Source organism: Parabacteroides caeci, assembly GCF_023656795.1.
GTDB lineage: Bacteria > Bacteroidota > Bacteroidia > Bacteroidales > Tannerellaceae > Parabacteroides > Parabacteroides segnis.
On sequence record NZ_JAMOKT010000038.1, the window covers coordinates 27,539 to 41,556 of the forward strand.

The following is a 14,018-nucleotide window of genomic DNA, read 5'->3' on the forward strand; positions in this document are numbered from 1 at the left end:
AGCAGTTAACCTAAAAAAATTGGAAGATACCTGCAAGTACCTTCCAATCCGTGAGTTTTCAAGAAAATGCACGTCATAAGGAGTCCAAGCCAACGACTTGCATTTATTATTCATTAAAAACAATACAAAGTTATGAAAAAAAACAATGACAGGGATTGTTGTGTCCCGTTATTAAGAAAAACAATTCGCATTATGAAGATCACAACCTTATTTTCATTGGCTGTTGCCTGTTGTATTTCTGCCTCTACCTATGCGCAGGATTACAAAGTTTCAATCAAAAAGAATAATGCCAGTATTATTGAAATTCTGAAAGAGATTGAGAAGAACAGCGAGTTTACTTTCTTTTTTAATGACAACCATGTAAATGTGAATAAGAAAGTAAGTGTAAATGCTAAGAATGTAACATTGGATGAAGTTCTTACGCAGATATTTAATAATACGGGATATAATTATCAGATTATCGATCGTCAGGTATTAATTAAGGCTTCTACAGAACCCAATCAGGCTACGAATGCAGCACAACAGAAGACGAAAATTGTATCGGGAGTTATCAATGATGAAACAGGTTTGCCTGTTATTGGTGCAAACGTGGTAGAAAAAGGGACAACAAACGGTACAATAACGGATGCCGAAGGGAGGTTCTCCCTTAACGTAGCGTCAGACGCTACGTTAGTTATCACTTATATTGGATATGTAACGAGTGAGATACCTGTCATTGGTAAGAACTCCGTAACAATCACCTTGAGAGAGGATACTGAAGTTTTGGATGAAGTTATCGTTGTTGGTTATGGTACCATGAAAAAGAAAGACCTGACAGGTTCTGTAGTCGCTATAAAAGGGGATGATTTGGCAGCCCGTAAGACAACACAATTATCTACTGCATTACAGGGTGCTATAGCCGGTGTGACGGTAACCCGTGATAACAATGCTCCGGGGGCAGCTGCCGGTAGTATCCGGGTTCGTGGTATTACGACGATTGGCGATACCAGTCCGTTAGTAATTATCGATGGTGTACCCGGTAGTATTAATGATGTGAATCCGAATGATGTGGAAAGTATGTCTGTTTTGAAAGATGCAGCGTCATCTTCCATATATGGTTCACGTGCAGCGGCAGGCGTCATTTTGATTACGACTAAGCGAGCCCAGGAGAAAAGTCTGTCGATCGATTATAATTTTGAATATGGATTGGAGATACCAACCAAGCAACCGAAATACGTAGGGGTTAAACGTTTTTTGGAAACGACCAATGAGTTACGTTATAATGACAATAAATCCGGAGGCTGGAACCAGGCTTATTCGGATGATGATATAAATAATTGGGAAAAATATCACCAGACAAACCCTGATAAATATCCTATGACAGATTGGGTTGGGATGATTTTGAAAGGTTCGGCTCCGCGTCAGACTCATACGATTAGTGTAGCCGGAGGTTCTAAGACTGTAAAATCGAATGCTTCATTCGTCTATGATAAAGTGGACGGTTTATACGCAGATCGTGATTATGAGCGTTTCATGATTCGTGCCAATAATGATTTTACAGTGAATAAGTATTTGGGTGCGACATTGGATTTTAATTTTAAACGGACAAAAAATCATCAGCCTTATTATTCCCCCTTCTCTGATATGCGCTTAGCTCCTATGATTTATCCGGCTGTATGGGCTAACGGAGAATATGCGAGCGGAAAGAATGGTAATAATCCCTATGCTGTAGTAAATTCCGGAGGTTTTAAAGATGAGTGGTATAATCAGATGGGAGGACGTGCTGCAATTAATATAACTCCACTTGAAGGTTTGAAAATTTCAGGAGTGATCGCACCTAATTATACATTCGAGAAAAAGAAACATTTTCGTAAGGCGGTACCTTATTCTTTGGAAAATGATCCGAATATGATTGGCGGTTACATGGAAGGCTATAATACAACAAAATTATCAGAAGAGAGGAATGACAGTTATAATATAACAATTCAAGGAATTGCCAATTATATGAAGACTTTTGGTAAGCATGATTTGAACTTGATGGCTGGTTATGAAACTTATTATTCATCCGGTGAGAATCTGGGTGCTTCCCGTGATCAATATGAATTGAGTAATTTCCCTTATTTGAATGTAGGTCCGTTGGATTTGCGTGATAATAGCGGAAGTGCTACGGAGCTGTCTTATAGATCCTGGTTTGGCCGTGTAGCTTATAGTTTTGATAACAGATATTTGTTTCAGGCGAATATTCGTTATGACGGATCTTCCCGTTTTCATTCTGATTATCGTTGGGGAGTATTTCCGTCTTTCTCTGCCGGTTGGGTGTTAAGTGAAGAAGCATTTATGGAGAATGCGGATATTAATTGGTTGTCTTTTCTGAAATTGAGGGCTTCTTATGGTACGTTGGGTAATGAACGGATTACGGACAAAGATGGAAATGCCCTTTACTATCCGTATCAGGCTTTTATCAACTTCAGTGATGTCCTGTTCTATCAGAATGGAACGGTTGTTCCTGAGTTATCAGCGGCGCAGTGGGCTTATGCCGTTGAAAATATCTCCTGGGAAACAACAAGTTCGGTAGATATCGGTTTGGATGCTAATTTCTTTAATAATCGTTTGCGCTTTACGGCTGATTATTATAACAAGCAGACGAAGGATATGCTATTGGCTTTGGAAATCCCTGATTATGTCGGGTTTGATAATCCTCAGAGAAATACAGGTAAGATGTATACCAATGGATATGACATCGAATTAGCTTGGAATGACCGTATAGGGGATTTGACTTACGGAATTTCTGCGAATTTCTCCGACTTTGTTTCTAAGATGGGAGATTTGGGTGGAACGGAATTCCTGGGAGATCAGGTGAAATTGAAAGACAGTGAATTTAACGAATGGTATGGTTATTTGAGTGATGGTCTGATGCTGACGGAAGAGGATTTAAAAGGACCTAAATTGAATGATAACGTACAATTGGGAGATGTTAAATATAAAGATATTTCCGGACCTGACGGTGTACCTGATGGAAAGATTTCTCCTGAGTATGACCGTGTTTTATTAGGCGGATCTTTGCCGCGTTTTCAATATGGAGGAACGCTGAATCTGGGGTATAAAGGTTTTGATTTCTCTGTTGCAATTCAAGGAGTAGGAAGGCGAAATACCCGTCTATCCTCTGCAATGGTACAACCGCTACAAGCAAACTGGGGGAATACTCCGGCGATTATCGACGGTAAATATTGGAGTGAAAAAAATACGGAAGCACAGAATGCCGAGGCTATTTATCCTCGTCTGACATATTCTAATAATAGTATAAACTATGCCATGTCAGATTACTGGTTATTTAATGGCCGTTATTTCCGTTTGAAAAATCTGACATTAGGTTACACATTACCAGCGGAGTGGACAGAGAAAGTGATGATCAAGCAAACTCGTATTTATGTGGCAGCCAATGATTTGTTCTGTATCAGTAAATATCCGAAAGGTTGGGACCCGGAGATGGGAAGTTCTGCTTATCCGATTACTACGTCTGTGTTATTTGGTTTGTCTGTAAAATTTTAAAAGAATAAAAAGATGAAACGTACATTTATCATATTATTAGGATGTTGTTTGGGCTTAAACTCTTGTTATGAGTTAGATTTAAATCCTCTGTCGCAGGCATCCAGCGAAAATTGGTACTCCAATGAGACTGAAATAGAAATGTCGATCAAAGACTTTTATAGAGATGCATTCTGGCCATTGGACAATGAAGATAAGACCGATAATTTTATTTATAGGGAAACTCCCTCTGAAATTATAAAAGGGACCTTCAATGGTCAAAGCGGAGATGTAACAACGTTATGGGCCAATCAATACAAATCTATCGCACGAACGAATACTATTTTGTCCAATATGGATAAGGCGGCAGATATGGGTATTTCCGAAGAAAAGATAAAACGGTATGAGGCTGAGGCTTTGTTTCAAAGAGCATCTTGTTATGCCAGACTGGTCACTTATTTCGGAGATGTTGTTTATGTGACAAGTGTGGTAGATATTGAAGAGGCATTTACACTTGGTCGTACTCCTAAATCGGAAATAGTACCGAAGATTTATGAAGATTACGATAAAGCGGCAGAAGGTTTGCCAGAGAAATATACCGGTGTATCTTCTTTGCGTGCAACAAAAGGAGCAGCCCTGGCATTGAAGGCTCGTTTTGCTCTTTATATGGGGGATTGGGAAATCGCGGCTGATGCTGCTAAAAAGTGTATGGATTTAGGACTTTATAAATTGCATGCGGACTATGCCGAACTTTTTTTGACGACTACTAAAAATTCAGAAGAGTCGATTTTCTTGTTACCCCGTTCTATCGAATATAAAGTGACGTTAGGAAACTGGACGGTTATGAATGAGGTATCAAGAAATCCGGGTGGTTGGGGCGCTTTTGCTCCGTCATGGGATTTACTTGCTGCTTATGAATGTACAGATGGTCTTCCGATAGATGAATCACCTTTGTTTGATCCTCAAAACCCATTTAAATATCGTGATCCGCGTTGTACGGCGACGATTGTTGAATTTGGAACCCGGCATTTGGGATTTGATTATAATCCGCATCCGGATGCAGTGGAGGTAATGAATTACAATACGGGTAAGATGCAGAAAAACAACGATGCACGTGTGAATGCTCAGTTTGCATCTTATAATGGATTATTATGGAAAAAAGGAATTGATGAAACATGGCTGGAGAATGGGAAGGATGTTGATCCCGATAAAATAATTATCCGTTATGCAGATGTTTTACTCATGTATGCTGAAGCAAAGATCGAGTTGAATCAGATAGATCAATCCGTATTAGATGCAATTAACAAGGTTCGTGCCAGAGCATATGGAGTAGATTATACAAATATAAGTGCCTATCCGGCAATTACTACAACTTCTCAACAGAAGTTACGTACGATTATCCGTAACGAACGACGTGTGGAATTTGCAAAGGAAGGTTTGCGTTATATGGATTTGGTCAGATGGAAAATTGCAGGAAAAGCATTGACGCGTCCTAATTATGGAATGCTATATCCGGTAAGCTTATTGCGTGAAAAGATCATAGATAAAGGCCTATGGTTTTGGCCGGATGTTCCGCAGATTGACGAAGACGGTATTCCTGATTTCTCTGCGATGGAAAAAGCCGGACTGATAGCTCCAATGTCTCAGCGTATGTGGAACGATCGTCAATATTTATGGCCGATTCCTACGAAGGAAGTTCTTATCAATGAGAATTTAAAACAGAATCCCGGATATTAAATTCGTATAAATAATTTTTATATTGGCTCCTTTCTTGTCTTAATGCGTATAAGCGTTGAGAGGAGCCTTTATTGCTAATTTTATAACAGAAATAAAATGAAGATGAAATTAAACAGTACGATAGGCATATTGACAGTACTATCGATAATGAGTTGTTCGGCACAAAAAGAGTCTAAGAGAGTTCCGGATTCGGTATCCGGTATTTATCCTCGTTTGGCTTATTACAATAATGAAGGAGAATGTGGGACGGGAGCCGTGGTTCCCTGGGCAGACCGGTTATGGGTTATTACCTATGGACCGCATCTACCTAATGGCTCTTCAGATAAATTGTATGAGGTAACATCCGATTATCGCCAGATTATACATGATGAGAGTATAGGAGGAACTCCGGCGAACCGCATGGTCCATAAAGAAAGCAACCAGCTTTTTATTGGTCCGTATGCCATTGATAAAACAGGTAAAGTTCGGGTGATACCTTATTCGGTAATGCCGGGACGTCATACCGGCAATGCCCGCCATTTGACGGATCCTGCCCATAAAATCTATTACGGTACGATGGAAGAGGGTTTTTATGAGGTGGATGTCAATACGTTGGAAGTAAAAGAATTATATCAGGATGGAAATAGAAAGAAAGGTATAAAGGATGATACGAATGATGTATTGCCAGGTGTACATGGAAAAGGTTTCTATTCGGGACAAGGCGTTGCTGTTTTTTCCAACAATGGAGAAGGTACGGCTGAAGCATTGAAAAAGTTTGATGTAAAAGCTGGTGTTTTAGCTGAATGGAATGGCAAAGACTGGAAAACGGTTCGGAGGAATCAATTTACGGAAGTAACAGGTCCGGGGGGCATTTATGGAAATACGAATCCGGAGACAGATCCGTTGTGGGCTACGGGTTGGGATCATAAGTCTGTTTTACTGGGAGTACGTGATGCGAAGAAAGGTTGGTCTTTCTATCGCCTTCCGAAAGCCAGTCATAGCTATGACGGAGCGCACGGATGGAATACGGAATGGCCTCGTATCCGGAATGTCGGAACAGAATCCAATCCTGATTATCTGATGACGATGCACGGCATGTTCTGGCGTTTCCCCGGTCAGTTTACGGCAGATAACAGTGCCGGTATCCGTCCGCGTTCTGCTTATCTGAAGGTTATCGGTGATTTCACCCGTTGGAACGATCAGCTTGTTTTCGGATGTGACGACTCGGCTCAGAAAGAATTCCTGAATAAACGTAAGGCAAAAGGAAATATAGAAGGTCCCGGCCAATCCAATTCCAATCTGTGGTTTACCTCTTTTTCGAAACCGGATGAATTAGGTCCGGCAACAGCCGAAGGGGCTGTTTGGGCAAAAGAGAGCATAAAGGCAAATGAAGCCTCCGAGCCTTTCCTGTTTGCCGGCTGGGCGAATCGTACCGGTTGGATTAAGAATGAGGGAACACAACCGGTAACTTTTGCCTATGAAGTGGACGAAACTGGTACGAACGATTGGAAAACAATAAAATCCGTAACTGTAAGTCCGGGAAAGGCCGCCAGTGTTATATTTCCGGCAGAGGATAAAGGAGAATGGATTCGTGTGAAAGCAGACAAGAATACATTGGCAACAGCTAGTTTTTCTTATACGACACCTGATACCCGTTCTGTACAACCAGCAATGATTTATAAAGGTATGGCTTCTGCTACGGATAAAAATTTAACCGGTGGTTTATTGTACGGACTTGGAGATAACCGTCGTGCTTTGGGTTTGTTGGCTAATACCGTTGTAAATGGTAATACGGTTGAAACCGGCTATTATGAAATGGGCGATAAATTGGAGTTAGTTCGCAAGGATGATGCTGAAACGGCTGGTTTGATCCGCTCAAAATTTGCTATTCCGCAACAAGTTGTTTCAATAGAAAATAGCTCGGTATTAATTATCGACGACCTGGGACGCAGATGGCGCTTGCCATTAGGGGACAAGGCGTATACATCTTTGACGAATGAGGGGCAACTTCGTATTTGTCGCGAAGTGGCAACAGAGCGCGATTTATTTTCCTGTATGGGTACATTTTATGAACTTCCTGCCGAAAATGCAGATGGTTATGCAAAGATTCGCCCCGTTTCTACTCATAATTACCGGATAAATGATTATGCTTCCTATCGTGGAATGCTTGTCTTGACGGGGGTGAATCCGGAAGAAGGAAAGGATAATGAACATGTCATTGTTTCCAACGATGGTAAAGCGGCAGTATGGGTAGGTGTTATTGATGATTTGTGGCAGTTGGGTAAACCGCTCGGAAAAGGTGGTCCGTGGAAAGATACGTCAGTAAAAGCCGATATCCCGTCTGACCCTTATCTTATTGGATTTTATGATAGGAAAAAGTTAACCTTATCGCATCAGTCTACTGACGATATTACTTTTACCATTGAAGCAGACCCGACAGGAAACGGGGATTGGATGGAATATATGGTACGGAAAGTGAAAGCGGGAGAAAAATGGACATATGAGTTTCCGGCAGAGTTCCAGGCTCGTTGGATTCGTTTCTCCACAGATGTAGATACAAAAGCTACGGCGTGGCTGGAATATAAATAGACTTGGTAATTGATCAAAATAAAAGAGTTGTTATGAATAAGTATAGTGTATTGATTATCTGTTTGCTTTTTGGCCTGAATCTAAGAGGGCAGGAACAGACATGGAGAGAAATCCCGTATTATCTGAAAGGATACGAAGCCGAATACGCAAAATCACCTAAAGAGGCAGCTTTGGCATGGTTTAAGGATGCTCGTTTTGGCTTGTTTATCCATTGGGGACCAGCCTCTTTGTATGGAAAAGGAGAATGGGTGATGTATAATGACGCTATCCCTTATAAAGAATATGAGCAGAAAGCCAGAGAGTTTAAAGGAGAGAAATTTAATGCCCAGGATTATGTGGATTTGGCGGTCAGAGCTAAAATGAAATACATAACTTTTGTAGCAAAGCATCACGATGGTTATACCTTATGGGATACAAAAGCTACCGATTATAATAGTGTGGATTATCCTGCACAACGTGATTTTGTAAAGGAATTGGCTGTCGCTTGCCGGAAAGCCGGATTAGGTTTGTTCATTTATTATTCGATCGGTTTGGATTGGCACCATCCTTATTTTTTACCGAGTTCTATGTATAATCCGGCTCGTCCCCATTATAAGGAAATGCCCGACGAGTATGCTTTTAAAAAGGTGGAAGATTTTAAACATTATCTGAACTTTGCGAAAACGCAGATTATGGAATTGTGCACGCAATACGGACCGATTGCCGGGCTTTGGTTTGATACAGTCGGTGGTGTATATCAGCATTCCGATCTTTTTAATATACAGGAAGTTTATGATATGATTCATTCAATCCAGCCGCATGCACTGGTTGTGTTTAAAACAGGTGCAAATGGAAATGAGGATTTCATTACAGGTGAAAGAGAAATGGGCTCTTTGGCTTCGGTGTTTAAGAGCGCCGGCTTACCTCAGCAAGTGCAGGATGCTGCTGATCATTCGTGGGAAAGCAATAAAGGAAAACCGGCTGAATTGAATATTCCTATTCAAACATTGGGATGGGCTTATCATAGCTCTCCGCGACAGAGACAAAAGTCGAAGGATGAGGTTATGGACTTATTGAATTATTGTGCAAAGATAAATGCCAACCTGCTTTTGAATATAGGGCCACTCCCTGACGGCACAATTTTGGAAGAAAATGTGAAGACATTGGGTGAAGTTGGTGATTATCTTGAAAAGAACGGTTTCCCGGCATTGAATACAAAAGATTATATGGATTATAGAACAAAGGCTGTCCAACAGATTGATAAGGAGAAAGAGAATCAAACTGCCAGGTAAATGTAATGATTTATGTGAAAAAACAGTAACTTTATCGCATCAAGTAACTATATGGTTTATTTATAATCAGTAGAATAAATTTTATAAGCCTATATCAATGAGAACACGGACATTAATTACATTATTTCTATTCCTGAACCTGTTATCGGTAAGAGCCGCCGACCTTTTCGTTGAAGCTGAAAGTTTCAGTAACAAAGGAGGCTGGGTAGTCGACCAGCAGTTTATGGACCTGATGGGATCGCCGTATTTGCTGGCCCATGGTATGGGTGAACCAGTAGACGATGCTTATACTGAAGTTACTTTTCCTGAAAAGGGGGAATATTATGTATATGTCCGTACATATAACTGGACTTCTCCTTGGAAAAAAGGAGAAGGTCCCGGTAAATTCAGTTTGTCGGTAGGAGGTAAAAAGCTGGCGTCACCGTTAGGAACCGAAGGTACAGCCTGGATGTGGCAGGTCGCCGGTAAGGTGTCGGTGAAAAATCTCAGGACAGTGGTCAAGCTGCATGACCTGACAGGTTTTGACGGTCGTTGCGATGCTATTTATTTTACTACGGAAGAGGGGCGGATACCTCCGTCCGATATGAAACAACTGGAAGCCTTCCGCCGGAAAGCGCTGGGTTTTCCGGATGAAGCGCCGTTGGCGGGACAATATGACCTGGTTGTTGTCGGAGCCGGTATTGCCGGGATGAGTGCCGCTGTGTCGGCTGCCCGTTTAGGATGCAAGGTCGCTTTGATTAACGACCGTCCGGTTATTGGAGGTAATAATAGTTCGGAGATCCGTGTCCATTTGGGAGGACGTATCGAAGAAGGCGTCTATAAGGAATTGGGAGGTTTGCAAAAAGAATTCGGTCCGGAAAAGGGAGGAAATGCCCAACCTGCGGAAAACTACGAAGATCAGAAAAAACTGGATTGGCTGGCAAATGAAAAGAATGTGACTCTTTTCCTGAACTATCGTGCAATCGGCGTGACAAAAGATGGTAATAAAATAACATCCGTTACAGCCCGGCATATCGAAAGTGGTAAAGAACAGAAGTTTGAAGCCCCTCTCTTTTCAGATTGTACGGGAGACGGAACAATAGGCTATCTGGCCGGAGCCGATTTTCGTATGGGACGTGAAGCCAAGAGTGAATTCGGAGAAAGTATCGCTCCCGAAAAGGCCGATAAGATGACAATGGGTTCTTCTGTCCAATGGTATTCCGTAGACAATGGAAGAAGCTCGTCTTTTCCGGATTTCAGTTACGGCGTGGAGTTCAATGATAAGAATTGCGAGAAAGTCCTGATGGGTGAATGGACCTGGGAGACCGGAATGAACCTGGACCAGATTAAAGATTTTGAACGCATTCGTGACTATGGCATGCTGGTCGTTTATTCCAATTGGAGTTACCTGAAGAATCAGATGAAAGAGAATACTCAGTACCGCAACCGTAAACTGGGCTGGGTGGCCTATGTGGCAGGCAAACGGGAATCCCGTCGTTTGATGGGGGACTATATTCTGAAAGAAGATGACATTACAAAAAATGTCACCCATGAAGATGCTTCTTTTGCTACGACCTGGAGTATTGATCTGCATTGGCAGGATCCTGCAAACAGCGCCCATTTTCCGGGAAATGAATTTAAGGCGGTAACGAAACATATCCTGATCCATCCGTATCCGGTTCCTTATCGTTGTCTTTATTCCCGCAATATAGATAACCTGTTTATGGCCGGGCGTAATATCAGTGTTACACATGTTGCACTGGGTACGGTCCGTGTGATGCGTACGACAGGGATGATGGGCGAGGTTGTCGGTATGGCCGTCTCTTTATGTAAGAAATACGGAGTGGAACCCCGCAAGGTGTACCAGTCTTATCTGGAAGAGCTCAAAGTGCTGATGAAAAAGGGGGTAAATAAAAAAGGATTACCCAATAACCAACGTTATAATGAAGGAGGAATATTAAAAGAAAAGCCTGTCGTTAAATAATATCCGGTTGAAAACTACGCAAACCTTTGCGTAGTTTTTTTTCGTATAAGCCGCAGCACTCAATATATAAAAGTTATACATTTGAAGCATTAAAAGCTTAATTCTTAATACAATGAAACTCTATTCTTTATTATTGTGTGCGTCAGCTGGCTGTTGGTTCGGTATGCAGGATATAAATGCCCAGATCATTGAAAGACCTCGTCCCGCCGAATGGGATCATCTGGTTGAAGGCGCCCGGTTTATAGACCGTTTTCTTCCGATGCCGGCGGGAAAACTGAGCAGTGATGTCTGGGGAGCCAAAGATGTCGTTCCACGTTATGTCGATAACGGTATCGAAGACGATGTTCGTTCCTATTGGGGAGGAAATATCCTACTGGGAGAAGATAACCAATATCATTTATACGTCTGCGGCTGGCCGGAGAACTCTCCGAAAGGACATATGTTCTGGCCCAATTCGACAGTTTACCATGCCGTATGTAAAAATTCGGTCGGTCCTTTCATAATAAAAGATACGATAGGTCCGGGACATAATCCGGAAGCGTTCCGGTTAAAAGACGGACGTGTTGTTGTTTATGTAATCGACGGATATTATATTTCCGATGGCCTGAACGGTCCGTGGACTCGTAAGAAGTTTGATTTTGATAAACGCGACCGCCGTATCATAGAAGGTCTTTCCAACCTGACCTTTGCTCAACGGGAAGACGGTTCCTATCTGATGGTTTGCCGTGGAGGAGGTGTATGGATCAGCCAGACCGGACTTTCGCCTTACAACCAGATTTCCGATAAGCGGGCTTATCCTCCGGTAAAAGGGGAGTTTGAAGACCCTGTTGTCTGGCGTGACCACGTTCAATACCACTTGATTGTGAATGATTGGTTGGGGCGTATCGCCTTTTATCAACGTTCAAAAGATGGTGTCAATTGGATAACCGATCCGGGAGAGGCTTACCTGCCGGGAGTCTCTTTCCATGAAGATGGAAAAGTGGAGAACTGGTTCAAATACGAACGAATCAAAATCTTTCAGGATAAGTATGGCCGTGCCATCCAGGCAAACTTCGCTGTTATCGACACATTGAAGAACGAAGATTTGCCAAACGATAACCACAGTTCCAAAAATATCAGCATCCCCCTGAATCCGGGTGTATTGCTGACTGTTCTCGGTACGAAGCCGATTACGGAGAAGACAAAGACTATTCGTGTTAAGATTGCAGCCGAAGAAGGATTTAATCCGCAAACGGATATCGACCTGAACTCTCTTCGTTTCGGTGCATCTACGGAGGTGAATTATGGTAAAGGTTGTAAAGTGCTCAGCACGAAGAATGAAGGAAAAGACCTGGTCGTTACTTTCGATGCGAAAGGAAATGGTATAACCGCAGAAGAATTTGCGCCCAAGTTGTTAGGGAAAACAACTTCCGGCAAATTACTTTTCGGATATGCCCGTTTGCCCTGGGTTAGCTATAATGACCCTATCCTTTCTGCCCGGATGCCGGTATTTGCGTCGGATAGCCGGAATATCAATGTCGTGGTTGAGAATTTCGGTCAGGTGGCTTCCCAAAAGGCTGTCTTGTTATTGGAACAACTTCAGGGTGGGAAAAGGAAGGTTGTCGGACAAGCCAAGTTATCACCGCTTGTTCCTTACGGCAAAACGGATATGACACTGACCAATCAAATGACGTTTGAAAAAGGAAAAGCATACGATTTCATCCTGACCATCCGTACGTCTGACAATGTCGTATCCACCTATAATTTCCGTACGACTCCGATAGAGTAAGTATCAATATAATAAATATACGTATGAAAAAGTTATTTTTATGTTCACTGGCTTTTATGGCTTTGGCTGCATGTAACCAGCCGGCTACGAAAGTACAGGATGCAAACCCGGTATCAAAAGAAGTAACAGAATCAATCTCGTTGAGTTTCAATAATGATGATTTCTACACTGCCGATGGCCGGTTTAATGAAGAAGCAGCCAAAGACGCTGTTATCACTCTGATGAATTATTACAATTACCCCGTTACCGATAAGACGCGTGGATCGATTTGGGTAAGCGATTACGGGACAGGCCGTTATACAGAGCTAGGATTAGCATGTATCGGTTATGCGAATGAATTGGATGACGGTTATATGTTGCAAGATCTTTTTCTCCTGCCGGGACAGATGCTTCCCGAGCATTGGCATGAAAAGGTGAATAAGTATCCGGCGAAACTGGAAGGCTGGTTGGTTCGTAATGGCAAAAGCTATATCGTCGGAATTGGAGAGGATAATTTATCGAAATATCCGGATATTAAAATACCTTCATGCCATGAAAACGGGTCGGTGACAGTCAAAAATGTGACTCCAGCCGGTGTCGGTGAGTTCGTCCCCTTGAAAGAGGTCTTGACGCATCACTGGCAATACGCCGGAAAGGAGGGAGCCATTATCACGGAAGTGGCCAATGGTCATGTCAACGAGGCTGTCCGCCATCTGGATAAAAAGATCAATGATCATTTTCTTGGTATATAATGTAACAAAGGCACACAGGTCGGACAGATGAACACTGAATTGTCTGATCTGAGTGCCATAGTGCGAATTTTGAATGTATATCGCCTTTTTATGTGATTGTTGACAAGTAAACCTTGCACAGGTAACCGATGATAGCCGTGGCAATCAGGGTATATCCTGCCAGCCTGTCGTCGATGTCTCCGTCCGGAGGGATTTCGATGACGTCGGTACTGTCTTTTGCTTCTCTGGCTTTACCATCGACAGGATTGCTCCCACCGCTGCCAGAGCCACTTCCGTCTCCTTCAGGAGTAGGGCGGTTAGGGCGATGAGGGTGAGGAACGGTGTGATTCGGGTGGCAGTGCCTCCCGTTGCGTTTTCCGGGAAAGATAACCTTCACGACGGAAAGGAGGAAATCGAAAATGATTTTGAGTGTTGACATACGTTTTAGGGGATTTGAGGGGTGTTGAATAAGTTCCTGACAGTCGGTTTTCCGGTTG

8 protein-coding genes are annotated in these 14,018 nt (G+C 42.5%); 7 read left to right on the plus strand and 1 reads right to left on the minus strand.

Annotation, left to right across the window (positions count from 1 at the left end):
• The first annotated feature begins 132 nt into the window (after positions 1 to 132).
• The 7 genes from NBH15_RS18030 (at position 133) to NBH15_RS18060 (ending at position 13,542) form a co-directional block, all read left to right on the plus strand.
• Positions 133 to 3,528 carry a TonB-dependent receptor gene (locus NBH15_RS18030; RefSeq protein ID WP_250823221.1) on the plus strand — a complete coding sequence of 1,132 codons (3,396 nt, stop codon included), beginning with the start codon at positions 133 to 135 and terminating at the stop codon, positions 3,526 to 3,528.
• 12 nt (positions 3,529 to 3,540) lie between these two features.
• Positions 3,541 to 5,241 carry a RagB/SusD family nutrient uptake outer membrane protein gene (locus NBH15_RS18035; RefSeq protein ID WP_250823222.1) on the plus strand — a complete coding sequence of 567 codons (1,701 nt, stop codon included), beginning with the start codon at positions 3,541 to 3,543 and terminating at the stop codon, positions 5,239 to 5,241.
• Between the two features lie 102 nt (positions 5,242 to 5,343).
• On the plus strand, positions 5,344 to 7,809 hold the full coding sequence (locus NBH15_RS18040) for a hypothetical protein (protein WP_128134302.1): 2,466 nt from the start codon (positions 5,344 to 5,346) through the stop codon (positions 7,807 to 7,809).
• Positions 7,810 to 7,841: 32 nt separating this feature from the next.
• Positions 7,842 to 9,080 carry an alpha-L-fucosidase gene (locus NBH15_RS18045; RefSeq protein ID WP_128134287.1) on the plus strand — a complete coding sequence of 413 codons (1,239 nt, stop codon included), beginning with the start codon at positions 7,842 to 7,844 and terminating at the stop codon, positions 9,078 to 9,080.
• Between the two features lie 97 nt (positions 9,081 to 9,177).
• The gene (locus NBH15_RS18050; RefSeq protein ID WP_250823223.1) at positions 9,178 to 11,043 is read left to right on the plus strand and encodes an FAD-dependent oxidoreductase; all 1,866 of its coding nucleotides are present in this window, start codon (positions 9,178 to 9,180) and stop codon (positions 11,041 to 11,043) included.
• 112 nt (positions 11,044 to 11,155) lie between these two features.
• Entirely contained in the window at positions 11,156 to 12,811 is a 1,656-nt protein-coding gene (locus NBH15_RS18055; RefSeq protein ID WP_250823224.1) for a glycoside hydrolase family protein, read from the plus strand.
• A gap of 23 nt (positions 12,812 to 12,834) precedes the next feature.
• Positions 12,835 to 13,542 carry a cupin domain-containing protein gene (locus NBH15_RS18060; protein WP_250823225.1) on the plus strand — a complete coding sequence of 236 codons (708 nt, stop codon included), beginning with the start codon at positions 12,835 to 12,837 and terminating at the stop codon, positions 13,540 to 13,542.
• A gap of 88 nt (positions 13,543 to 13,630) precedes the next feature.
• On the opposite strand, the gene NBH15_RS18065 is transcribed toward NBH15_RS18060, so the two are convergent.
• A complete protein-coding gene (locus NBH15_RS18065) occupies positions 13,631 to 13,960 on the minus strand; it encodes a hypothetical protein (RefSeq protein ID WP_250823226.1) in 330 nt (109 codons plus the stop codon).
• Positions 13,961 to 14,018: the final 58 nt, after the last annotated feature.